26 protein-coding genes are annotated in these 21,524 nt (G+C 69.9%); 21 read left to right on the top strand and 5 right to left on the bottom strand.

Annotation, left to right across the window (positions count from 1 at the left end; genetic code table 11):
* Nucleotides 1-5 precede the first annotated feature (5 nt).
* The 4 genes from aroC to aroQ are packed head-to-tail and all read left to right on the top strand — an operon-like array spanning nt 6 to nt 3,245.
* Nucleotides 6-1,205 (top strand): chorismate synthase, encoded by a 1,200-nt coding sequence (aroC, locus tag ACFWNN_RS23990; protein ID WP_382442154.1) that lies wholly within the window; start codon nt 6-8, stop codon nt 1,203-1,205.
* Nucleotides 1,202-1,708 (top strand): shikimate kinase, encoded by a 507-nt coding sequence (locus ACFWNN_RS23985; protein WP_382442153.1) that lies wholly within the window; start codon nt 1,202-1,204, stop codon nt 1,706-1,708. Before aroC ends, ACFWNN_RS23985 begins: the two co-directional genes overlap by 4 nt.
* Entirely contained in the window at nt 1,705-2,817 is a 1,113-nt protein-coding gene (gene aroB / locus ACFWNN_RS23980) for a 3-dehydroquinate synthase (RefSeq protein WP_382442152.1), read from the top strand. The genes ACFWNN_RS23985 and aroB overlap by 4 nt, the downstream gene beginning before the upstream one ends.
* The gene (gene aroQ, locus ACFWNN_RS23975; protein WP_382442151.1) at nt 2,814-3,245 is read left to right on the top strand and encodes a type II 3-dehydroquinate dehydratase; all 432 of its coding nucleotides are present in this window, start codon (nt 2,814-2,816) and stop codon (nt 3,243-3,245) included. The genes aroB and aroQ overlap by 4 nt, the downstream gene beginning before the upstream one ends.
* Here aroQ and ACFWNN_RS23970 read toward each other — a convergent pair.
* A complete protein-coding gene (locus ACFWNN_RS23970) occupies nt 3,232-3,507 on the bottom strand; it encodes a hypothetical protein (RefSeq protein ID WP_382442150.1) in 276 nt (91 codons plus the stop codon). The two genes, aroQ and ACFWNN_RS23970, sit on opposite strands and share 14 nt — an antisense overlap.
* Nucleotides 3,508-3,763: 256 nt before the next feature.
* Between ACFWNN_RS23970 and ACFWNN_RS23965 the strand changes: the two genes are divergently transcribed.
* The gene (locus ACFWNN_RS23965) at nt 3,764-4,141 is read left to right on the top strand and encodes a VOC family protein (RefSeq protein WP_382442149.1); all 378 of its coding nucleotides are present in this window, start codon (nt 3,764-3,766) and stop codon (nt 4,139-4,141) included.
* A gap of 19 nt (nt 4,142-4,160) precedes the next feature.
* A complete protein-coding gene (locus ACFWNN_RS23960; RefSeq protein ID WP_382442148.1) occupies nt 4,161-4,757 on the top strand; it encodes a hypothetical protein in 597 nt (198 codons plus the stop codon).
* A gap of 50 nt (nt 4,758-4,807) precedes the next feature.
* On the opposite strand, the gene ACFWNN_RS23955 is transcribed toward ACFWNN_RS23960, so the two are convergent.
* Complete coding sequence (locus tag ACFWNN_RS23955; RefSeq protein WP_382442147.1) at nt 4,808-5,212, bottom strand: B-4DMT family transporter; 405 nt, start codon at nt 5,210-5,212, stop codon at nt 4,808-4,810.
* A gap of 35 nt (nt 5,213-5,247) precedes the next feature.
* Here ACFWNN_RS23955 and ACFWNN_RS23950 point away from each other — a divergent pair, with 35 nt between their 5' ends.
* The 4 genes from ACFWNN_RS23950 (at nt 5,248) to ACFWNN_RS23935 (ending at nt 7,995) form a co-directional block, all read left to right on the top strand.
* Nucleotides 5,248-6,318 carry a M24 family metallopeptidase gene (locus ACFWNN_RS23950; RefSeq protein ID WP_382442146.1) on the top strand — a complete coding sequence of 357 codons (1,071 nt, stop codon included), beginning with the start codon at nt 5,248-5,250 and terminating at the stop codon, nt 6,316-6,318.
* A 31-nt stretch (nt 6,319-6,349) separates the two neighbouring features.
* Nucleotides 6,350-6,919, top strand: a complete 570-nt coding sequence (gene efp / locus ACFWNN_RS23945; protein ID WP_382442145.1) for an elongation factor P — start codon at nt 6,350-6,352, stop codon at nt 6,917-6,919.
* Nucleotides 6,919-7,338 carry a transcription antitermination factor NusB gene (gene nusB / locus ACFWNN_RS23940; protein ID WP_382442144.1) on the top strand — a complete coding sequence of 140 codons (420 nt, stop codon included), beginning with the start codon at nt 6,919-6,921 and terminating at the stop codon, nt 7,336-7,338. Before efp ends, nusB begins: the two co-directional genes overlap by 1 nt.
* Before the next feature lie 96 nt (nt 7,339-7,434).
* Complete coding sequence (locus ACFWNN_RS23935; protein WP_382442143.1) at nt 7,435-7,995, top strand: hypothetical protein; 561 nt, start codon at nt 7,435-7,437, stop codon at nt 7,993-7,995.
* Here ACFWNN_RS23935 and ACFWNN_RS23930 read toward each other — a convergent pair.
* Nucleotides 7,946-8,581, bottom strand: coding sequence for an HD family hydrolase (locus tag ACFWNN_RS23930; protein WP_382442142.1), 636 nt, complete (start codon nt 8,579-8,581; stop codon nt 7,946-7,948). The two genes, ACFWNN_RS23935 and ACFWNN_RS23930, sit on opposite strands and share 50 nt — an antisense overlap.
* 12 nt (nt 8,582-8,593) lie before the next feature.
* On the bottom strand, nt 8,594-9,295 hold the full coding sequence (locus ACFWNN_RS23925) for an SDR family oxidoreductase (RefSeq protein WP_382442141.1): 702 nt from the start codon (nt 9,293-9,295) through the stop codon (nt 8,594-8,596).
* Nucleotides 9,296-9,384: 89 nt separating this feature from the next.
* On the opposite strand from ACFWNN_RS23925, the gene ACFWNN_RS23920 reads away from it, so the two are divergent.
* Both ACFWNN_RS23920 and ACFWNN_RS23915 read left to right on the top strand, forming a co-directional pair.
* Entirely contained in the window at nt 9,385-10,194 is an 810-nt protein-coding gene (locus ACFWNN_RS23920) for a sigma-70 family RNA polymerase sigma factor (protein WP_382442140.1), read from the top strand.
* An 80-nt stretch (nt 10,195-10,274) separates the two neighbouring features.
* Nucleotides 10,275-11,000: an RNA polymerase subunit sigma-70 gene (locus ACFWNN_RS23915; RefSeq protein ID WP_382442139.1), complete on the top strand. Its 726-nt coding sequence runs from the start codon at nt 10,275-10,277 to the stop codon at nt 10,998-11,000.
* Between the two features lie 87 nt (nt 11,001-11,087).
* Here ACFWNN_RS23915 and ACFWNN_RS23910 read toward each other — a convergent pair whose 3' ends face one another.
* On the bottom strand, nt 11,088-11,576 hold the full coding sequence (locus ACFWNN_RS23910) for a transcriptional regulator (RefSeq protein ID WP_030471611.1): 489 nt from the start codon (nt 11,574-11,576) through the stop codon (nt 11,088-11,090).
* 257 nt (nt 11,577-11,833) lie between these two features.
* Between ACFWNN_RS23910 and pyrR the strand changes: the two genes are divergently transcribed.
* From pyrR to gmk, 9 genes are all read left to right on the top strand, one after another.
* A complete protein-coding gene (gene pyrR / locus ACFWNN_RS23905) occupies nt 11,834-12,406 on the top strand; it encodes a bifunctional pyr operon transcriptional regulator/uracil phosphoribosyltransferase PyrR (protein ID WP_266034724.1) in 573 nt (190 codons plus the stop codon).
* A complete protein-coding gene (locus ACFWNN_RS23900; RefSeq protein WP_382442138.1) occupies nt 12,403-13,335 on the top strand; it encodes an aspartate carbamoyltransferase catalytic subunit in 933 nt (310 codons plus the stop codon). The genes pyrR and ACFWNN_RS23900 overlap by 4 nt, the downstream gene beginning before the upstream one ends.
* Complete coding sequence (locus ACFWNN_RS23895; protein WP_382442137.1) at nt 13,332-14,612, top strand: dihydroorotase; 1,281 nt, start codon at nt 13,332-13,334, stop codon at nt 14,610-14,612. The genes ACFWNN_RS23900 and ACFWNN_RS23895 overlap by 4 nt, the downstream gene beginning before the upstream one ends.
* Complete coding sequence (locus ACFWNN_RS23890; RefSeq protein ID WP_382442136.1) at nt 14,609-15,097, top strand: transporter; 489 nt, start codon at nt 14,609-14,611, stop codon at nt 15,095-15,097. Before ACFWNN_RS23895 ends, ACFWNN_RS23890 begins: the two co-directional genes overlap by 4 nt.
* Nucleotides 15,064-16,206, top strand: coding sequence for a glutamine-hydrolyzing carbamoyl-phosphate synthase small subunit (gene carA / locus ACFWNN_RS23885; protein WP_382442135.1), 1,143 nt, complete (start codon nt 15,064-15,066; stop codon nt 16,204-16,206). Before ACFWNN_RS23890 ends, carA begins: the two co-directional genes overlap by 34 nt.
* Nucleotides 16,206-19,508: a carbamoyl-phosphate synthase large subunit gene (gene carB, locus ACFWNN_RS23880; protein WP_382442134.1), complete on the top strand. Its 3,303-nt coding sequence runs from the start codon at nt 16,206-16,208 to the stop codon at nt 19,506-19,508. Before carA ends, carB begins: the two co-directional genes overlap by 1 nt.
* Nucleotides 19,505-20,317, top strand: a complete 813-nt coding sequence (gene pyrF / locus ACFWNN_RS23875; protein ID WP_382442133.1) for an orotidine-5'-phosphate decarboxylase — start codon at nt 19,505-19,507, stop codon at nt 20,315-20,317. Before carB ends, pyrF begins: the two co-directional genes overlap by 4 nt.
* A 295-nt stretch (nt 20,318-20,612) precedes the next feature.
* On the top strand, nt 20,613-20,930 hold the full coding sequence (gene mihF, locus ACFWNN_RS23870) for an integration host factor, actinobacterial type (protein ID WP_030471603.1): 318 nt from the start codon (nt 20,613-20,615) through the stop codon (nt 20,928-20,930).
* Nucleotides 20,927-21,523 (top strand): guanylate kinase, encoded by a 597-nt coding sequence (gene gmk / locus ACFWNN_RS23865; protein ID WP_382442132.1) that lies wholly within the window; start codon nt 20,927-20,929, stop codon nt 21,521-21,523. Before mihF ends, gmk begins: the two co-directional genes overlap by 4 nt.
* Nucleotide 21,524: the final 1 nt, after the last annotated feature.

Below are 21,524 nucleotides of genomic sequence, written 5' to 3'. Positions count from 1 at the left end.
TGAACGTGCTGCGCTGGATCACCGCTGGAGAGTCACACGGCCCCGCCCTCGTCGCCGTCCTGGAGGGCATGCCCGCCGGGGTGGAGGTGACCACCGAGGACCTCGTCGCCCAGCTCGGGCGCCGCAGGCTCGGGTTCGGTCGCTCGCCCCGCATGGGCTTCGAGCAGGACGAGGTCGAGATCCTCGGCGGCGTCCGCCACGGGAAGACGCAGGGCGGTCCGGTCGCGGTGACGATCGGCAACTCCGAGTGGCCCAAGTGGCAGACGGTCATGTCGCCGGACCCGGTCGACCCGAGCCTGCTCAAGCCGACCGGCCGCAACGAGGCCCTCACGCGCCCGCGGCCCGGTCACGCAGACCTGCCCGGCATGCAGAAGTTCGGCTTCGACGAGGCCCGCCCGGTGCTGGAGCGGGCGAGTGCGCGGGAGACCGCCGCCCGCACCGCGCTCGGCACGGTTGCACGCCAGTTCCTGCAGCAGTTGCTTGGCGTGCAGGTGCTCAGCCACGTCGTGTCCATCGGCAAGGCCGAGACGCCCGAGGACGCCGCCCTGCCGACGCCGGACGACCTGCCCGCCATCGACGAGTCGCCGGTGCGCTGCTTCGACCAGCGCGGCACGGACGCGATGATCGCCGAGGTCGAGGCCGTCAAGGAGGCCGGTGACACGGTCGGCGGCGTCATCGAGGTGCTCGTCTACGGCCTGCCGCCGGGCCTCGGCTCGCACGTGCACTGGGACCGCCGCCTCGACGCCCGCCTCGCCGCCGCGCTCATGGGCGTGCAGGCGATGAAGGGCGTGGAGATCGGCGACGGCTTCACGTCGGCCAAGCGCTGGGGCAGCCAGGCCCACGACGAGATCGACCGCGGCAGCGGCCCGGTCGGCGTCACGCGCCGCTCGAACCGCGCCGGTGGCCTCGAAGGCGGCATCACCAACGGCGAGATCCTCCGTGCCCGCGTGGCCATGAAGCCGATCTCGACCGTCCCGCGTGCACTGTCCACTGTGGACGTCCGCACGGGGGAGCCCGCCGTCGCGATCCACCAGCGCTCGGACGTCTGCGCCGTGCCGCGCGCCGGTGTCGTGCTGGAGTCCGTGGTGGCGCTGGTGATCGCCGAGGCCGCGCTGGAGAAGTTCGGCGGCGACTCGCTCGACGAGACCCGCCGCAACGCCCACGCGTACCTCAAGGCGCTGGAAGCCCGCTGGGAGGGCATGTGAGCCCGCGCTTCGTCGTGGTCGGCCCGCCCGGCGCGGGCAAGACCACGGTCAGCGAGCTGCTCGCGACGCGCCTCGAAGTGCCGTTCCGCGACGTCGACGCAGACATCGTGGCGCTCGCCGGCAAGCCGATCTCGGACATCTTCCTCGACGACGGCGAGCCCGCTTTCCGCGCCATGGAAGAGGAAGCCGTCGCCAAGGCACTGGTCGAGCACGAGGGCGTGCTGGCGCTCGGCGGGGGAGCGGTGCTGTCCGCGACGACCCGCGAACGCCTGCGCGAGCACACCGTGGTGTTCCTGAACGTGGGCATGGCCGAGGGCGTGCGCCGCACCGGGCTCGCGGCCAACCGCCCGCTGCTGACCGGCGTGAACCCGCGCGCCACGTTCAAGGCGCTGCTCGACGCGCGCCTGCCGCTGTACCGCGAGGTCGCGACGATCGAGGTGCTGACCGACGCCCTCGATCCGGAGCAGGTGACCGACGCGGTGATCAAGGGAGCTGAAGCATGACCGAGCCCGTGCGCATCCGGGTCGCCGCGGAGAAGCCCTACGACGTGGTGATCGGCCGCGGCCTGCTCGGCGACATCGTCGAGTTCCTCAGCGGCTCCGCCAAGATCGCGATCGTCCACCAGCCCACGCTCGCCGAGACGGCGAAGGTGCTGGTCGACGAGCTCAAGGCCGTGGGCGCCGACGCGCACCGCGTCGAGGTCCCCGACGCCGAGGACGGTAAGGACCTCGCCGTCGCGGGCTTCTGCTGGGACGTCCTGGGCAAGATCGGCCTCGCCCGCACCGACGTCGTCGTCGGCCTCGGCGGCGGCGCGGTCACGGACCTCGCGGGCTTCGTCGCGTCCACGTGGATGCGCGGCGTGCGGCTGGTCAACATCCCGACGACGCTGCTCGGCATGGTCGACGCGGCCGTCGGCGGCAAGACCGGCATCAACACCGACGCGGGCAAGAACCTCGTCGGCACGTTCTACGAGCCGGACGCCATCTTCGTCGACCTCGCCACGCTGGAGACGTTGCCCCGCAACGAGCTCATCGCCGGCATGGCCGAGATCGTCAAGGGCGGCTTCATCGCCGACCCGGTCATCCTCGACCTGATCGAGGCCGACCCCGCGAAGGCCCTCGACCCGACCGGCGACGTGCTCGCCGACCTGGTCCGCCGCAAGATCCAGATCAAGGCCGACGTCGTCACGAACGACCTGCGCGAGTCGTCCCTGCGCGAGATCCTCAACTACGGCCACACCCTCGGCCACGCCATCGAACGCCGCGAGCGCTACCGCTGGCGGCACGGTGCCGCGATCAGCGTCGGCCTGGTCTTCGCCGCCGAACTCGCCCGCCTCGCGGGCCGCCTGGACGACGAGACCGCCGACCGCCACAAGCGCGTCCTGGAGCTCCTCGGCCTGCCGACGACCTACGACCCGGACGCCCTCCCGCAGCTCATGGAGGGCATGAAGGTCGACAAGAAGAACAAGGCGGGCGTCCTGCGCTTCGTCGTCCTCGACGGCCTCGCGAAGCCCGGCCGCCTCGAAGGCCCGGACCCGTCGCTGATCGCCGCCGCGTACGGCGCCGTCGCCGCCGAGCCCAAGAAGTCCGCGGGCGGGACGGTGCTGCTGTGAAGGTCCTCGTCCTCAACGGCCCCAACCTGAACCGCCTGGGCACCCGCGAGCCGCTCATCTACGGCAGCACCACCCACGCCGACCTGGCGGAGATGTGCGTCGCCGAGGGCACCGGCCTCGGCTTCGACGTCGAGGTCCGCCAGACCAACCACGAGGGCGAGATGGTCGGCTGGCTGCACGAGGCAGCCGACGCCGGCACCCCGGTGATCCTCAACGGCGCGGCCTGGACGCACTACTCCATCGCCCTGCGCGACGCGTGCTCCCAGCTCACCGCACCCCTGGTCGAGGTGCACATCTCGAACATCCACCAGCGCGAGGAGTTCCGGCACCACAGCGTGGTCTCGGCGGTCGCCACCGGCGTGATCGCGGGCCTGGGCGTCGAGGGCTACCTCCTCGCCCTGCGCTGGCTGGCCCTCAAGCAGAAGTGATCGGGTGGCGCATCCAGAGGTTCGTCTCCTCGTAGACGCCCTGGTCGCGCTCCCGGTCGATCCGCACGAGGTCGAGCCCACCGGCGACGACGTACCGCCCGCTCCGCGGGAACGCCATCCCGGTCCACCGCTCCCACTCGGCGACGGCCCCGGTCACCACCATCGACCGGGGCGCGGGCCCGAGGATCGTGGCCCCGAGCCGCTGGTGGGTGCGGATCCACGGGTCGAGGTGCAGCCCGTCCTCCGCCGCCCGCTCGCGCAACCCGGCCCGCCCCCAGGCCGCACGGCCGCCGCCACCACACACAAGGTGTCCGGCACGACCCCGCTCCCGTGCTCCCGGACCGCCGCGGCCAACGCTCCGTCGTACCCACCGCCGGGCAGTCCCGCCACCGAACCGTCCCAGCGCCGTCGCCCGAGCCGGCACGGTGTCGCAACGAGGCCTGCGAGGGGCCCCTGCGGATCGGGCCGCGCGCCGTTCGAGACGATCTCCACGAACCCGATCCCATGGAGGGCACGCCATGCTGCACCACGTCGAGCTCTGGGTCCCGGACCTCGCCCGCGCCGAGGCCACGTTCGGGTGGATCTTCACCGAGCTCGGCTGGACCGAGCACCAGCGCTGGCCGGCCGGCGTCAGCTGGAAGCACCAGGACACCTACGTCGTGGTCGAGCAGTCCCCGGCCGTGACCGGACCGCACGACCGCATGAAGGCGGGCCTCAACCACCTCGCCCTGCACGCCGGCACCCAGGCCGACGTCGACCGCCTCGTCGCGAAATCCGAGGCCAACGGCTGGAAGCTCATGTTCGCGGACAAGCACCCTCACGCGGGAGGACCAGACCACTACGCGGCGTTCATGGAGAACGAGGACGGGTTCGAAATCGAGCTCGTAGGCGTCTGAACGTGTAAAGATTCGCACCGTGCCAAGACTGCTGATCGCCGCGTTCGCACTGCTCCTGGCCGGGTGCGCGACCGCGCCGGAGCCCACGCCCGTCAGCAGTGAGACGACCACGAAGGCCACCGAGCAGATGTCGGACGAGGCGCTCCAGTCGCAGTGGTGGACGTGGGCCGCGTCGAGCACGGAGAAGCGCAACCCGCTCGTCGACGACAGCGGCCAGTGGTGCGCCGAGAACCAGCCGAAGGACGTGTGGTTCTTCGCGGGCACGCTCGGCGGTGGTGGCTCGGTGAACCGCCGCTGCCAGGTGCCGGCCGGCAGGCCGCTCGCCGGTCCGGCGATCAACACCTACACCAACTGCGACACGTTCCTGGCCGACGCCAAGGGCACGGTGACGCTTGACGGCCAGCTGGTCGAGCTGCGGCGGATCGACCCGACCGCCATCACCTTCCAGACCGTGCAGGACAACGTGATGGGCGCCCCGACCGGCAGGGTCGACGCCAGGGCGTGCGGCCTGTGGGCGTGGCTGCCGCCGCTCAGCCCGGGCGAGCACGAGCTGCGCGTGCAGGGCGAGTTCGGCAGCTTCAAGACGTCCGTGCGGTACATCCTCACCGTCAGGTAGACCGGCAGCGGGCGCCGGCGTGACTTCACCCGATCAGGTGGTGAAGTCGGCTAGCCCCGTGCCGATTCCTTCCGCGCCAGGAACCCGCCCAGCAGCATCCCCAGCCCGGCGGGCGCGAGCACGAGCAACGCGGTGAACGCCGCCCCGCCTGTCAGCGCCACCCACAGCGCCTCCTGCCCGGTCTGGTCGACCAGCAGCGCGGACCCGATCACGCCGAGCGCCCCCGCGAACGGACCGGCGATCAACGCCGCGACGAACCACTGCATGCCGCGTCCGTCCAGCTCGCGCAGCGCGTCGACCGCGCCCCACAGCACGGCGGCGACGATCAGCAGGCCGAGCGCGATCGGCCGGACCGACGAGGCCTCCGGGCTGCGCACGCCCACGGCCGCGACGCCGGTCTGCACGGCCCCGTGCAGGAGCCCCATCCACAACGCACGGACGAACCAAGGACGCATGCGGACAGCTTAGGACTGGCCGTACGCTGCGAGGCATGTCGTCGTACGCCGCGCGCCGAACCGCCCTGCGCCAGGAGCTCCAGGCCACGAACCTGGACGCGTTGCTCGTCACGAACCTCCTGAACGTCCGGTACCTCACGGGGTTCACCGGATCGAACGCCGCCGTGCTGATCGGCGCGGACGGCGACGACGTGTTCTGCACCGACGGCCGCTACCTCACCCAGTCGGCCAAGCAGGTGCCGGACCTGGAACGCCTGATCGACCGCCCGTGCGACACCACGCTCGCCGCGCGCGCCAAGGGCAGGCTCGGGTTCGAGAGCCACCACGTCACCGTCGACGGCCTGGACGAGCTGAAGGCCGCGGCGGCCAAGGCGGAGCTGCACAAGGCGGGTGGCCTGGTCGAGAAGCTGCGGCTGGTCAAGGACGAGGTCGAGATCGAGGCGTTGCGGATGGCGTGCGCGGCGGCGGACCGCGCGCTCGCGGCGTTGATCGGGCACGGCGGGCTGCGCGCCGGCCGCACCGAACGCGAGGTGGCCCGCGAGCTGGAGAGCCGCATGCTCGACCACGGCGCGGAGGGCCCGTCGTTCTCGTCGATCGTGGCGTTCGGCGCGAACTCGGCCGTGCCGCACCACTCGCCGACGGACGCGACGCTGCACGCGGGTGACTTCATCAAGCTCGACTTCGGCGCGCTGGTCGACGGCTACCACTCCGACATGACCCGCACGCTCGTCCTGGGCAAGCCCGCGGACTGGCAGCGCGACCTGTACGACCTGGTCGCGCGCTCGCAGGCGGCCGGCCGCAACGCGCTCGAGCCGGGCGTGCGGGTGAGCGATGTCGACCACGCGTCGCGCGAGGTGATCGAGAAGGCCGGGCACGGCGACGAGTTCCTGCACGGCCTCGGTCACGGGGTCGGCCTGGAGATCCACGAGGCACCGGCGTTGTCGAAGGTGGGTGCCGGTACACTTTCGGCCGGTATGGCGGTCACCGTCGAGCCCGGCGTCTACTTGTCGGGGCGGGGCGGGGTCCGCATCGAGGACACCCTCGTGGTCCGCGAAAGCGGTCCGGAGCTCCTCACCCTGACCACGAAAGAACTCGTGGTCGTCTGACACCCCCGTCCTACACAGGAGAAATCCCACCGTGGCCACCACGAACGACCTGAAGAACGGCCTGGTGCTGAACCTCGACGGCCAGCTCTGGACCGTCACCGCGTTCCAGCACGTCAAGCCCGGCAAGGGTGGCGCCTTCGTGCGCACGACCCTCAAGCACGTGCTGACCGGGAAGGTCGTCGACAAGACCTTCAACGCGGGCACCAAGGTCGAGACCGCCACCGTGGACAAGCGCGGCATGTCGTTCCTCTACAAGGACGGCTCCGACTTCATCTTCATGGACGGCGACACCTACGACCAGATCCCGGTTCCCTCGGAGACCGTTGGCGACGCCGCCAACTACATGCTCGAGAACCAGGAGGCCGTCGTGGCCGTCCACGAGGGCGTGCCGCTGTTCATCGAGCTCCCGACCTCGGTCGAGCTCGTCATCCAGCACACCGACCCGGGCCTGCAGGGCGACCGCTCCACCGGCGGCACCAAGCCCGCGACGCTCGAGACCGGCGCCGAGATCCAGGTCCCGCTGTTCGTCACGACCGGCGAGAAGATCAAGGTCGACACCCGCGACGGCCGCTACCTCGGCCGCATCAGCGACAAGTCCTGATGGGTGCTCGGAGCAAGGCCCGCAAGCGCGCGGTCGACTTCCTCTACGAAGCCGACCTGCTGGGCACCGACCCGGTGACGCTGCTGGCCGAACGAGTCGGATCCCCGGACGTGCCGCCGGTGAACGACTACACCGTGTCCCTGGTCGAGGGCGTCACCGCGCACAAGTCGCGCATCGACGACCTCATCTCGGAGCACGCCGAGGGCTGGACGTTGCAGCGCATGCCGGCGGTCGACCGCGCGGTCCTGCGCATCGGCCTGTACGAGCTGCTGTGGGCGGCCGACGTGCCGGACGCTGTGGCGATCGACGAGGCCGTGGAGCTCGCGAAGGGCCTGTCCACGGACGACTCGCCGCGGTTCGTCAACGGCGTGCTCGGCCGGATCGCGGTCATCGCGGACCAGCTGCGCGCCGTCCTGTAGTTCTCCGACACCGCGGGCGTTCCATCGACGACGTTGATGGAACGCCCGCGGTTTTGGCATTGGACGTCATGTGTCGGCGCCGCCACGCTGAACTGCATGAACCTGCAGACGTTCCTGGACGAGGTGGCCGCGACGGTCGCCGCGAACGACGACGAGCACGTGCTCACCAAGCAGGTGGCCGACCACCTGGCCACGCTGCTGACCAGTGGTTATCGGCTTCCTGTCGAGCTCACCCGCCCGGACCCGGACCACCACGTCAACTACCCGCTGCACCGCACCGGGACCTGGTGCGTCGCGGTGGTCGTGTGGGCTCCCGGCCAGCGCACGCCCGTGCACGGCCATGAGACGTGGGGCGTCGTAGGCATCTACTCAGGCGCTGAACGCGAGATCCGCTATGCCAAGCCCACGACCCCAGGCCCGCTCACGGCGTTGGACGAACAGACCTTCCCCGCCGGCAGCGTCACCGTGTGCTGCACGACCGACGACGACGTGCACGCCGTCGAGGCCGCGTCCGCCGACCCGACCATCGGCATCCACGTCTACGGCGCCGACATCGGCACGATCCGGCGGCGCCGCTACGACCCGGCGACCGGGGAGGTCACCTGGTTCACGGGTGGCTGGCACGAGCCCAGCCCCGCCGCTCTCCCTCGTCGATGAGCTGCAGCGCCGCCTCCCACAGCTTCGCCGACCCCTCACCGATCACGGCCTTGCGGGCCCGCACGTCGTCCGCCGTCACGCCGGGCGTCCGCCACGTCCCACCGCGGGCCATCCAGTTGAGCAGCAACGGTTGCAGCCGGTCCATGGCCTTCGCGAACCGCGCCTCGGGCGTCTTGCGCGCCTCGAACTCGTCCCACAACGCCCGCATCGCCACCCCCGTGTCCGCCGGCAGGATCCCGAACAGCCGGTCCGCCGCGGCTTCTTCGCGTTCCTGCTGACTCTCGGCCAGCGCGGTGTCGTAGATCGGCGTGTCCCCGGCGTAGATCTCGATCAGGTCGTGCACGACGACGAGCTTGATCGTGTGGCCGACGTCGACGGGTTCGTCGGCGTACTCGGCGAGCGTCATGACCATCAACGCGAGGTGCCACGAGTGCTCGGCGTCGTTCTCGCGCCGGTCGGCGGCGGCCAGGGGAGAGGCGCGCAGGATCGTCTTGAGCCGGTCCACCTCGATCAGGAACGTGAGGTGCTCGCGCAGCCGGGAGTCCACGACGGACGGCAACGGGTTCTGGTCAGCGAGGAGGTCCACGTTGACAGGACCCTACCGCCCTGCCAGGAACTCCTCCCACGTGCGCGTGCCGCGGTCGCCGGCCAGGCTCAGGTTCAGCCCGCCCCGGTAGGCCTTCCCCGCCTTTCCCGGCAGCGGCAACGGCACCGTGAGCCGGCGCTTGCCCTCGACGGTCAGGTAGCTCCGCACGAGGTCGCGGAGGTCGAGGTCGGCGGGGCCGGCGAGGTCGGCCACACGACCGGCGGGCGACCCCAGCGCGAGCTCGACCAGCCGGACGGCCACGTCCCGGGCGTCGACCGGCTGCAACCGCAGTCCCGGCACCGGCACGATCGGGAGCGTCGCGAGACCGCGCACCATCGTCAGCGCGAGGTCGTGGAACTGGGCGGCGCGCAGGATCGTGAACGGGATGCCTGAAGCCTCGACCGCGTGCTCGCAGGCGAGTTTCGTGCGCAACCAGGCCAGCGGCACCGTGTCGGCCCCGATCACCGAGATGTGGACGAAGTGGCGGACGCCCGCGCAGGCCGCGAGCAGGTTGCGGGTGGCGACGTCGTCCCCCTTCTGCCCGCCGGCCAGGTGCACCACGACGTCGGCCTCGATCGGCGGCACGTCCCCGAGCAGGTCGCAGGCGATGTCGCCGTGCCGGCTCAGCACCGTCACGGTGGCGCCCGCCGCGCGCAGCAACGGGACCACGTGCCTGCCGAGAGTGCCGGTTCCACCCGTGACGACGATCTTCATGATTACCCTCCAGGAAGAGTCCGTTGCCCGCTCGACCCGGTGGCGCCCGGGAACGTGACAGGGTGTGGGCCAGGCCACAGGGGGAAGTCGTGATCGCACAGTTCGAGCAGGAACGGCCGCGCCTGCGCGCCATCGCCCACCGCATGCTGGGCTCGTTCGCCGAGGCGGACGACGCGCTGCAGGACGCCTGGCTGCGCGTGGACAGGGCCGGCACCGCCGAGGTCGAGAACCCCGCCGCGTGGCTCACCACCGTCGTCGGCCGGGTGTGCCTGAACATGCTGCGCGACCGCCGCGAGCACGCCCACGAGATGCCCGACCCGGTGATCGAGAAGAGCGAGGAGCCCGAGCAGCAGGCCGTCGCGAAGGACCAGGTCGGACTGGCGATGCTGATCGTGCTCGACACCCTCAAGCCCGACGAGCGCCTGTCGTTCGTGCTGCACGACATGTTCGCCGTGCCGTTCGACGACATCGCGCCGGTGCTCGGCAAGACCCCGGCCGCGGTGCGGCAGTTGGCCAGCAGGGCAAGAAAACGTGTCCAGGACCGCCCTCAGCCCAACGTCGACATGGCCACCCAACGCGAGGTCGTCGGGGCATTCCTCAAGGCGTCCCGCGAGGGCGACCTGGAGGGACTGGTCGCGGTGCTGCACCCGGACGTGCTGCTGCGCGCGGGTGCGCTGAGCGTCGTCGGTGGGCGCGAGGTCGCCGGTCGTGCCAGCCTGTTCCGCAGGTTCGCGGCACGGGCGAGCATCGAGTTCGTGGTGGTCGGTGGCGAGATCGGCTTCGTCGCGAGGGTGGACGGCAGGCCGTTCTCGGTCATGGCGTTCACGGTGCGCGACGGCCGTGTCGCCGCGATCTACGTGATCCAGGACGAACAGCAACTGTCGTCGATTATTCCGTGAGCAATACCACTGCTGTCGCTGGTCACGTCGAACGCCCGTGAGGTGTCTATTTGTGTGGGCGCTCGATTGAAGGGACCAACGTGATCGGGGAGTTGGACCAGGAGAACAAGCTCGCCTACCGCATGCTCGGCCGTTTCGCGGAGGCGGCGGACGCGGTCGAGGAGGCGCGGCGCAAGATCAGGAAGACCGGTGAGCCGAGCTGGCTCAGCACCGTCGTCGCGCGGGTGAGCCTCACGATGCTGCGCGCGCGGGCCAAGAACGGCTTCGAGATGCCGGACCCCGTGGTGAGCAAGGGGCCGAACCACGAACCCGGCCTCGGCGTGCTGACCGCGCTCGACGCGCTGACCCCCGACGAACGCGTCGCCTACGTGCTGCACGACATGTTCGAGGAACCGTTCGAGCAGGTGGCGCCGCTGATCGGCCGCACACCGCTCGGCGCGTTGCAGGTCGAGGCACGCGCCCGCAAGCGGGTCGAGAACAGACCGGTGTCCGACGTGGGGCTGCTCGGCCAGCGCGAGGTCGTCGACGCGTTCATGGCGGGCGAGGACGTGCTGGACCCGGACGTGACGCTGCGTTCGGAGGAGATCTGGCTGCGCGGCGCGGGCATGGTCGGGCCCAAGGCGGCGGTGCTGCAGAACGCGCCGTGCGTGGAACCCGCGGTGGTCGGCGGCGAGGCGGGCCTCGTGTCCACAGTGGAGGGGCGGCCGGTCGCGCTGGTGTCGTTCACGGTGCGCGAGCGCCGGATCGCGGCGATCCACGCGATCACGGACCGGGAGCACGTCCGCCGACTGTTCTCACCCGAATGACCCCGTGAACGCACGAGGCTCCCACGAACGTCCTCAGGGCGACTGACAGGACGTCGGGGGAGCCTCGCGTTGCGAGTTCGAGGAAGCTCAGTCTTCCTTCGCGGGACGCGCCTCGGGAGGAAGCACACCCCAGTCGATGAGCTGCTCGGTGAGCTCGCCCGGCGTCATGTCGTAGATGATCGCGAGCGAACGCAGGTCCTCGGTGCGGATGGAGAGGACCTTGCCGTTGTAGTCGCCGCGCTGCGACTGGATGGTCGCGGCGTAGCGGGCCAGCGGGCCGACCTTCTCGACCGGCAGCTGCTGGAGCCGTTCGAGGTTGATCACGATCTTGGTGGCCGGCTCGGCGCCCGACGGCACGCGGCCCTCCGGCAGCAGCTCGGCGACGGGAACCCCGTAGAAGTCGGCCAGCTCGGCCAGCTTCTGCACGGTCACCGCGCGGTCACCGCGCTCGTAGGAGCCGACGACCACGGCCTTCCAGCGACCGCCGGACTTCTGCTCGACGCCGTGCAGGGACAGACCCTGCTGCTGGCGGATAGCGCGGAGCTTGGCCCCCAGCGCCTTGGCGTAGTCGCCCATGTGGCGGTTCTCCGTTCATTCGCCCCGTCAGCAGTACACGCGTGCTGCGGGGAGGCTTAGATCGATACGCAGAGTAATGATTACTCGCCGTGGTCGGCAGGTCAAGCTGATCTCAAGGAGAGACGCGCGCCACGCCTGGCCTACCACTCGGATGGTTGACCGTCCGTAGGTGATACGGTGCAGGTCAGCCTAGTTATTACTAGGTGTCCGACGTCCTTTAAGGACCCGTCCAGTGAGGCGGGGAAGGAGGTCCAGCCGTGGCGTCACGTCAACGTGGCGCGACGGATCCGGCCGGGGATCGCGAGATTCTCTCGGCCGGTGACGTCGCGCGCACTGTCGCCCGAATGGCCCATCAGATCATCGAGAAGACCGCTCTCGATGCACCCAGCGCACCCGACGTCGTCTTGATGGGTATTCCCAGCCGGGGAGCCCCCCTCGCACGACGCCTTGCCGCTAAGATCGCCGAATTTTCCGGCCGCACGGTGCACGAGGGCACGCTCGACATCACCCTCTACCGGGACGATCTCCGCCGAGGCCCCACCAGGCCGTTGGAGGCGACGAAGCTGCCCGAGGGCGGCGTCGACGACAAGCTGGTCGTGCTCGTGGACGACGTGCTGTTCTCCGGACGCACGATCCGCGCCGCCCTCGACGCCCTGCGCGACCACGGCCGGCCCCGCGCCGTCCAGCTGGCCGTGCTCGTCGACCGCGGTCACCGGGAGCTGCCGATCCGCGCGGACTACGTCGGCAAGAACCTGCCGACGTCGAAGACCGAGGACGTCGTCGTGATGCTCGAGGAGTTCGACGGCCGCGACGGAGTGGTGCTGAAGTGAAGCACCTGCTCACCACCGACGGCCTCGGCCGCGACCAGGCGGTCGCGATCCTCGACACCGCGGACCGGCTGAAGCAGGCGCTGCTCGGCCGCGAGGTCCGCAAGCTGCCGACGCTGCGCGGCCGCACGGTGATCACGATGTTCTACGAGAACAGCACCCGCACGCGGGTGTCGTTCGAGATCGCCGGCAAGTGGATGTCCGCGGACGTGATCAACGTCAGTAGCTCCGGTTCCAGCGTCAGCAAGGGCGAGTCGCTGCGGGACACCGCGCTCACGTTGCAGGCGGCGGGTGCCGACTGCGTGATCGTGCGCCACCCGGCGTCCGGTGCCGCGCACCGGCTCGCGGGCTGGCTCAAGCACACCAGCACGTCCGTGGTGAACGCGGGCGACGGCATGCACGAGCACCCCACCCAGGCGTTGCTCGACGCCGCCACGCTGCGCGACCGCCTCGGCAGCCTCGACGGCCGCCGCGTCGCGATCGTCGGTGACGTCCTGCACAGCCGGGTCGCCCGGTCGAACGTGCACCTGCTGACCACGCTCGGTGCCGAGGTCACGCTCGTCGCCCCGCCCACGCTGCTGCCGACGGGCGTGGAGAACTGGCCGGTCACGGTCTCGCACGAGATCGACTCCGAGCTCGCCTCGCAGGACGCGGTGATGTTGCTGCGCGTGCAGGCCGAGCGGATGACCGGCGGGTTCTTCCCGAGCTCACGCGAGTACTCGATCGCGTACGGCCTCAACGAGCGCCGCCTGAAGCTGCTGCCCGAGCACGCCGTCGTGCTGCACCCCGGCCCGATGCTGCGCGGCATGGAGATCGCCTCCGTCGTCGCCGACAGCCCGCAGGCCGCCATCACCGAGCAGGTCCGCAACGGTGTCCACGTGCGCATGGCCGTGCTGTACCACCTGCTTGCCCACGAGGAGGAAAACGCGTGAAGCCCTTGCTTCTCAAGGGAGTTAGGCCCTACGGCGAGGGGGAACCGCAGGACGTTCTGATCCGTGACGGCGTCATCGCCGAGGGCACGGACGAGAACGCGGAGGTCATCGAAGGCAACGGCGCGGTTCTGCTGCCTGGCTTCGTCGACCTGCACACCCACCTGCGTGAGCCCGGTCGCGAGGACACCGAGACCATCGAGACGGGTTCGAAGGCCGCCGCTCTCGGCGGCTACACGGCCGTTTTCGCGATGGCCAACACCGACCCGGTCGCGGACAACGCCGTGATCGTCGAGCACGTCGCCCGCCGCGGCCAGGAGGTCGGCCTCGTCGACGTCCACCCGGTCGGCGCCGTCACCGTCGGGCTCAAGGGCGAGAAGCTCGCCGAGCTCGGCACGATGGCCAAGTCCAAGGCGAACGTCCGGGTGTTCTCCGACGACGGCCACTGCGTGCACGACCCGTTGATCATGCGCAGGGCCCTGGAGTACTCGAAGGCGCTCGGCGCCGTCATCGCGCAGCACGCCGAGGAGCCCAAGCTCACCGTCGGTGCCCAGGCGCACGAGGGCGAGAACGCCTCACGCCTCGGCCTGCAGGGCTGGCCCGCCGCGGCCGAGGAGTCGATCGTCGCCCGTGACTGCATCCTCGCGCAGCAGGTCGACGCGAAGCTGCACGTCTGCCACGTCAGCACCACCGGCACGGCGGACGTCCTGAAGTGGGCCAAGGCCCGTGGCACCAAGGTGTCCGCCGAGGTCACCCCGCACCACCTGATCCTGACCGACGACCGGCTCGCCACCTACGACCCGGTCAACAAGGTCAACCCGCCGCTGCGCACGCAGAGCGACGTGGACGCGCTGCGCCAGGCCCTGGCCGACGGCACGATCGACTGCGTCGCCACGGACCACGCCCCGCACGCGATCCAGGACAAGGACTGCGAGTGGTCGGCGGCCCGTCCGGGCATGCTCGGCCTGCAGACCGCGCTGGGCATCGTCGTCGAGACCATGGTCAGGACGGGCCTGCTGGACTGGCGCGGCGTCGCCCGGGTCATGAGCGAGAAGCCCGCCGAGATCGCCGGCCTGACCGACCAGGGCCGTCCGATCGCGGTCGGCGAGCCCGCGAACCTCGTGCTGGTCGACCCCGACGCGTCGTGGACCGTCAACGGCGCGGAGCTCGCGAGCATCGCGGGCAACACCCCGTTCGAAGGCATGGAACTGCCCGCCGCGGTGACGGCCACCATCTTGCGTGGCCGGGTGACCGCACTGGCGGGAAGGATTGCGGAATGAGCCGGATCCTCCTCTCCCTGGCGGTCTTCGTCTTCTTCGCCCTGTGCGTCTACGGCATGTGGCACGGCTGGAAGCGACGCCAGCGCAAGCAGGCCGACCTGCCGGCGTTCCCCTCGACGCCGGAGAAGCTCGGCGCGGCGCGGCTCGCGACCACCGGCGTCTACATCGGAACGACGAACGCGGGTAACTGGCAGGACCGCATCCAGGTCGGCGACATCGGCCACCGCGCCGAGGCGACGCTGAGCCTGGTGCCGGAAGGCATCGCGATCGACCGGACCGGCGCCTCGCCGTTGTTCATCCCCGCCGAGTCCATCCGGGACGCCCGGACCGACCGCGGCCTCGCGGGCAAGGTCATGTTCAGCGAGCAGGGCTTGTTGGTGGTGCAGTGGGAAAACGATGGCCACCTGTTCGACACTGGCTTCCGCGGTGACGACAAAGACGTTTACGACGAATGGGTCAAAGCTCTCGTGGGAGGCAAGGCGTGACGAACGCGGCATTGGTGCTGGAAGACGGACGAGTCTTCCGCGGTGAGGCGTACGGAGCGACCGGCGTCTCGCTCGGCGAGGTCGTGTTCTCCACGGCCATGACCGGGTACCAGGAAACCCTGACCGACCCGTCCTACCACCGCCAGATCGTGGTGCAGACCGCGCCGCAGATCGGCAACACCGGCTGGAACGACGAGGACGACGAGTCGTCGAAGATCTGGGTGGCGGGCTACGTCGTCCGCGACCCCGCGCGCACGCCGTCGAACTGGCGCTCGAAGCGCGGTCTCGACGAGGAGCTCGCGAACCAGGGCGTCGTCGGCATCGCGGGTCTCGACACCCGCACGCTGACCCGTCACATCCGCGAGCAGGGCGCGATGCGCGCCGGCGTGTTCTCCGGGGCCGAGCTCACGGACGCCGCGTCGATGGTCGGGCAGGTCAAGGCGTCGGCGCAGATGGTCGGCGCGAACCTCGCGGTCGACGTCACCACCGAGAAGCCGTACGTGGTCGAGGCCGTCGGCGAGAAGAAGTTCACCGTCGCGGCGCTGGACCTGGGCATCAAGTCCAACACCCCGCGGATGATGGCCGCACGCGGCATCGAGGTGCACGTCCTGCCGCTGACCAGCACGTTCGAGGACATCCTCAAGGTCAGCCCGGACGGTCTGTTCCTGTCGAACGGTCCTGGTGACCCGGCGACGCAGGACCACGCGATCGAACTGACGAAGCAGGCGCTGGGCCGCAAGCTGCCGCTGTTCGGCATCTGCTTCGGCAACCAGATCCTGGGCCGCGCGGTCGGCCGCGGGACGTACAAGATGCGCTACGGCCACCGCGGCATCAACATCCCGGTCATCGACGTGACCACCGGCAAGGTCGCCATCACCTCGCAGAACCACGGGTTCGCGCTGGAAGGGACTCCGGGGGAGGAGTTCTCCTCGGAGTTCGGCCGCGCCGTGCTGTCGCACTACTGCCCCAACGACGGCACCGTCGAGGGCGTCCGGCTGCTCGACGCGCCGGCGTTCTCCGTGCAGTACCACCCCGAGGCCGCGGCCGGTCCGCACGACGCCGCGCCCCTGTTCGACGACTTCGTGACCATGATGAATGAGGCCCGCTGATGCCGAAGAGGACTGATCTCAAGCACATCCTGGTCATCGGCTCCGGCCCGATCGTCATCGGTCAGGCCTGCGAGTTCGACTACTCCGGCACCCAGGCGTGCCGGGTGCTGCGCGAGGAGGGCATCAGGGTCAGCCTGGTGAACTCCAACCCGGCCACGATCATGACCGACCCCGAGTTCGCCGACGCCACCTACATCGAGCCGATCACGGCCGAGTTCGTGGAGAAGGTCATCGCGCAGGAACGCCCGGACGCGATCCTGGCGACGCTGGGCGGGCAGACGGCGCTGAACACGGCCATCGCGCTGCACGAGCGCGGCGTCCTGGAGAAGTACGACGTCGAGCTGATCGGCGCGAACATCGACGCCATCCAGCGCGGCGAGGACCGGCAGATCTTCAAGGACCTGGTCCGCCGCATCGGCTCGGACGTCCCGCGCTCGGCCGTTTGCAAGACGATGGACGAGGTCCGCGCGACCGTCGCCGACCTCGGCCTGCCGGTCGTCATCCGGCCGTCGTTCACCATGGGCGGCCTGGGTTCCGGCATGGCGTACACGCCCGAGGAGCTGGAGCGGCTCGCGGCGATCGGCCTGGAGGAGTCCCCGGTCACCGAGGTGCTCATCGAGGAGAGCGTGCTCGGGTGGAAGGAGTACGAGCTCGAGCTGATGCGCGACCGCAACGACAACGTCGTCGTGATCTGCTCGATCGAGAACATCGACCCGATGGGCGTGCACACCGGTGACTCGGTGACGGTGGCGCCGGCGATGACGCTGACCGACCGCGAGTACCAGCACATGCGCGACGTCGGCATCCAGGTCATCCGCGAGGTCGGCGTCGACACCGGTGGCTGCAACATCCAGTTCGCGATCCACCCGGACAACGGCCGCATGGTCGTCATCGAGATGAACCCGCGCGTGTCGCGGTCGTCGGCTCTCGCTTCCAAGGCAACGGGTTTCCCGATCGCCAAGATCGCCGCGAAGCTCGCGATCGGCTACACGCTGGACGAGATCACCAACGACATCACCGGCGAGACCCCCGCGTCGTTCGAGCCGACGCTCGACTACGTCGTCGTGAAGGCGCCGCGGTTCGCGTTCGAGAAGTTCCCCGGTGCGGACCCGACCCTGACGACCACGATGAAGTCGGTCGGCGAGGCCATGTCCATCGGCCGCAACTTCGTCGAGGCGCTCGGCAAGGCACTGCGTTCGCTGGAAACGAAATCGGTCGGTTTCTGGACTCAGCCCGACCCGGAGGGCACTACGCTGGAGTCCGTCCTGGCCCAGCTGGAACGAGGTCACGACGGCCGCCTGTACACGGTCGAGCGTGCTCTTCGGCTCGGGGCGTCCATTGAGGACGTCTACACCGCGTCGAAGATCGACCCGTGGTTCATCGAGCAGATCGCGTGGCTCGGCACGTTGCGCACGGAGCTGCTGGACGCCCCCGTGCTCGACGAACCGTTGCTGCGCAAGGCGAAGCGCGCCGGTCTGTCCGACCGGCAGATCTCCGTTCTCCGCCCGGAGCTGGCGGGTGAGGACGGCGTGCGCGCGCTGCGCCACCGTCTCGGCGTGCGTCCGGTCTACAAGACGGTCGACACGTGCGCGGCGGAGTTCAAGTCCGAGACGCCGTACCACTACTCGGCGTACGAGCTGGACCCCGACGCCGAGACCGAGGTCGCGGAGCAGCGCGAGAAGCCCAAGGTGCTGATCCTGGGCTCCGGGCCGAACCGCATCGGTCAGGGCATCGAGTTCGACTACTCGTGCGTGCACGCGGCGATGGCGCTGCGGGCGGCCGGGTACGAGACCGTGATGGTGAACTGCAACCCGGAGACGGTGTCGACGGACTACGACACCTCCGACCGCCTGTACTTCGAGCCGCTGACGTTCGAGGACGTGCTGGAGGTCGTGCACTCCGAGCAGCGCTCCGGCACGGTCGCGGGCGTCATCGTGCAGCTGGGCGGCCAGACGCCGCTGGGTCTGGCGAAGCGCCTGGCCGACGCCGGCGTGCCCGTCGTGGGCACTACGCCCGAGGCGATCCACCTGGCCGAGGACCGCGGCGCGTTCGGCAAGGTGCTGACCGACGCCGGCCTGCCCGCGCCGAAGTTCGGCACGGCCACGTCGTTCGGCGAGGCGAAGGAGATCGCGGACGAGATCGGCTACCCGGTCCTCGTGCGCCCCTCCTACGTGCTCGGCGGGCGCGGCATGGAGATCGTGTACGACGAGGAGTCGCTGTCGGGCTACATCGCCCGCGCGACCGAGGTGACGCCCGAGCACCCGGTGCTGGTCGACCGGTTCCTCGACGACGCCATCGAGATCGACGTGGACGCGCTGTGCGACGGCACCGAGGTGTTCATCGGCGGCGTGATGGAGCACATCGAGGAAGCCGGTGTGCACTCCGGCGACTCGTCGTGCGCGCTGCCGCCGATCACCCTGGGCGCCTCGGACATCGAGAACGTCCGCCGCTCCACCGAGGCCATCGCGCGCGGCATCGGCGTGAAGGGGCTCCTGAACGTCCAGTACGCGCTCAAGGACGACGTGCTGTACGTCCTGGAGGCGAACCCGCGTGCGTCGCGCACGGTGCCGTTCGTGTCCAAGGCGACGGCCGTGTCGATGGCCAAGGCCGCGTCGCGCGTCATGCTCGGCGCCACGATCGCGGAGCTGCGCGTCGAGGGCATCCTGCCGGCCACCGGTGACGGTGCCCGGCTGCCCGAGCACGCGCCCGTCGCGGTCAAGGAGGCGGTCATGCAGTTCCACCGCTTCCGCACGCCCGAAGGCCACGGCGTCGACTCGTTGCTCGGCCCGGAGATGAAGTCCACCGGCGAGGTCATGGGCATCGACTCGTCGTTCGGCAAGGCGTTCGCGAAGTCGCAGACGGCGTCGTACGGCTCGCTGCCCACCAAGGGCAAGGTGTTCGTGTCGTTCGCTAACCGCGACAAGCGCGCGATGATCTTCCCTGTGAAGCGCCTCGCCGACCTCGGGTTCCAGATCCTGGCGACCGCGGGCACAGCGGAGGTCCTGAAGCGCAACGGGATCCCGTGCACCGAGGTGCGCAAGCACTTCGAGGGCGAGGGCAACGTCGTCGACATGATCCTCAACGGCGAGATCGACATGATCTTCAACACGCCGTACGGCAACAGCGGGCCCCGTGTGGACGGTTACGAGATCCGCACCGCCGCCGTCGCCAAGGACATCCCGTGCGTCACCACCATCCAGGGCGCCGCCGCGGCCGTGCACGGCATCGAGGCGCTCATCCGGGGTGACATCGGGGTCCAGCCGCTGCAGGCCCTCCAGGCCGCGCTGCGGGGTGACGCGTGACGTTCGGCGAGAAGCTCGCGAAAGCCGTTGCGGCGCACGGACCCCTGTGCGTCGGGATCGACCCGCACCCCAGCCTGCTGGAGTCGTGGGGCCTCTCGCCGACCGCGGAAGGCCTCGAACGGTTCGCCATGACGTCCGTGGAGGCGTTCGGCGGCACCGTCGCGATGGTGAAGCCGCAGGCGGCGTTCTTCGAGGCCTACGGGTCCCGTGGCGTCGCCGTGCTGGAGCGGGTGATCGCGGGGCTGCGCGACTCGGGCACGCTCGTGCTCGTGGACGCCAAGCGCGGCGACATCGGTTCGACCATGGCCGCCTACGCCCAGGCGTTCCTGAGCGACGGCTCGCCGCTCGCCGGTGACGCCGTGACGGTCTCGCCCTTCCTCGGGTTCGGGTCGTTGCAGCCCGCGCTCGACACGGCACGGGCGACGGGCCGGGGCGTGTTCGTGCTCGCGCTGACGTCGAACCCCGAAGGGGCCGAGGTCCAGCGCGCCGTTGCTCCGGACGGGCGAACCGTGGCGCAGACGATCATCGATTTCGCAACCGCTCGGAATTCAGGCATTTCCCCGAGCGGTGATGTCGGGCTCGTCGTGGGTGCCACGATCGGGGAAACGGATGTAGACCTCTCCGGGTTCAACGGACCGATCCTGGCCCCCGGTTTCGGTGCCCAGGGCGGCTCTGTGGCAGATCTAAAACGGCTCTTCGGGCCCGACATGCGGGGCGTTCTGCCCACTTCTTCACGAGATGTTCTCAAGCACGGCCCGGACGTGTCTTCGCTGGTCAGCGCCGTGCGGAGGGTCCAGGAGAGCCTCTAGGGGACGGGCGCGCCACAACTTTTGTGTGTGGCGCGCTCACCTGGGGAAACATGTGTTGGTAGGGTCCACGCCACCGGCTGCCCCGCTGGTCACCGGGCTCATAGCACACGTAACGTGGGCGACGAGTTGCCGGAGGCAGTGATCAGGCCGCCGGAGGGTGTTGGTACTACTACCACCCGCCGCATCACTCACCACCGCTGAAGATTTACCTGACTGGGTCACGTTGTACTCAGGCAATTGCGGTCGGTACGGTCGCGGCACCGATCCGAAAAGAATCCACACCACGGAGGAAATCGTGGCTCTTCCCCAGCTTACCGAGGAGCAGCGAGCCGCAGCGCTGGAGAAGGCTGCTGCCGCTCGTCGCGCTCGGGCTGAGCTCAAGGAGCGCCTCAAGCGCGGCGGCACGACCCTGACGGACGTGCTCAAGGCCGCCGAGAGCGACGAGGTCCTGGGCAAGATGAAGGTGTCCGCGCTGCTCGAGGCCCTCCCGGGCGTCGGCAAGGTTCGCGCGCAGCAGATCATGGAGCGCCTCGAGATCGCTCCCAGCCGTCGCCTGCGCGGTCTCGGTGACCGTCAGCGCAAGGCCCTGCTCTCCGAGTTCAGCGGAGAGTGATTGGCACCGAGGCGGGGACGGGTTCTGCCCGTTCCCGCCTCACCGTCTTGTCCGGGCCGTCCGGCGTTGGCAAGTCCAGCGTCCTGGCGGAGCTGCGCAGGCAGCAGCCCGACGTCTACTTCTCCGTCTCGGCGACCACCAGGAAGCCGAGGCCGGGCGAGGTCGACGGGGTGCACTACCACTTCGTGGACCGAGAGAAGTTCCAGCAGATGGCCGAGGCGGGCGAGTTCCTCGAACACGCCGAGTTCGCGGGCAACTGCTACGGAACGCCTCGCCGGCCCGTCGAGGAAGCACTGGCCGCCGGCCGTCCCGCCCTGCTGGAGATCGAGCTGCAGGGCGCGCGGCAGGTCCGAGTGGCCATGCCAGAGGCCCAGCTGGTCATGCTGATGCCCCCGTCCTGGGAGCACCTGGTCGACCGGTTGACCGGCCGAGGCACCGAACACCCGGACGTCGTCGAACGTCGCTTGGAGATCGCCCGCGACGAGCTGGCGGCCGAAAAGGAGTTCGACGAGGTCGTCGTGAACGCCGACGTGCAGTCGGCCGCGGCCGACTTGCTATCCTTGATGGTCGGACCACGAATTTCAGGAGTCTGAA

Source organism: Lentzea sp. NPDC058450 (assembly GCF_042721395.1).
GTDB lineage: Bacteria > Actinomycetota > Actinomycetes > Mycobacteriales > Pseudonocardiaceae > Lentzea.
The sequence above is the reverse complement of the archived record's forward strand: the minus strand, read 5'-3'. Positions and strand labels throughout refer to the sequence as shown.

Excerpts from the sequence above, each read along its gene's own strand:
- ACFWNN_RS23890 (WP_382442136.1), top strand. The coding sequence starts at position 14,609 with ATGAGCCGGATCCTCCTCTCCCTGGCGGTCTTCGTCTTCTTCGCCCTG.
- aroB (WP_382442152.1), top strand. The coding sequence starts at position 1,705 with ATGACCGAGCCCGTGCGCATCCGGGTCGCCGCGGAGAAGCCCTACGAC.
- ACFWNN_RS23955 (WP_382442147.1), bottom strand. The coding sequence starts at position 5,212 with ATGCGTCCTTGGTTCGTCCGTGCGTTGTGGATGGGGCTCCTGCACGGG.
- ACFWNN_RS23950 (WP_382442146.1), top strand. The coding sequence starts at position 5,248 with ATGTCGTCGTACGCCGCGCGCCGAACCGCCCTGCGCCAGGAGCTCCAG.
- ACFWNN_RS23965 (WP_382442149.1), top strand. The coding sequence starts at position 3,764 with ATGCTGCACCACGTCGAGCTCTGGGTCCCGGACCTCGCCCGCGCCGAG.
- nusB (WP_382442144.1), top strand. The coding sequence starts at position 6,919 with ATGGGTGCTCGGAGCAAGGCCCGCAAGCGCGCGGTCGACTTCCTCTAC.
- carB (WP_382442134.1), top strand. The coding sequence starts at position 16,206 with ATGCCGAAGAGGACTGATCTCAAGCACATCCTGGTCATCGGCTCCGGC.
- ACFWNN_RS23910 (WP_030471611.1), bottom strand. The coding sequence starts at position 11,576 with ATGGGCGACTACGCCAAGGCGCTGGGGGCCAAGCTCCGCGCTATCCGC.
- ACFWNN_RS23935 (WP_382442143.1), top strand. The coding sequence starts at position 7,435 with ATGAACCTGCAGACGTTCCTGGACGAGGTGGCCGCGACGGTCGCCGCG.
- ACFWNN_RS23925 (WP_382442141.1), bottom strand. The coding sequence starts at position 9,295 with ATGAAGATCGTCGTCACGGGTGGAACCGGCACTCTCGGCAGGCACGTG.
- carA (WP_382442135.1), top strand. The coding sequence starts at position 15,064 with ATGGGTCAAAGCTCTCGTGGGAGGCAAGGCGTGACGAACGCGGCATTG.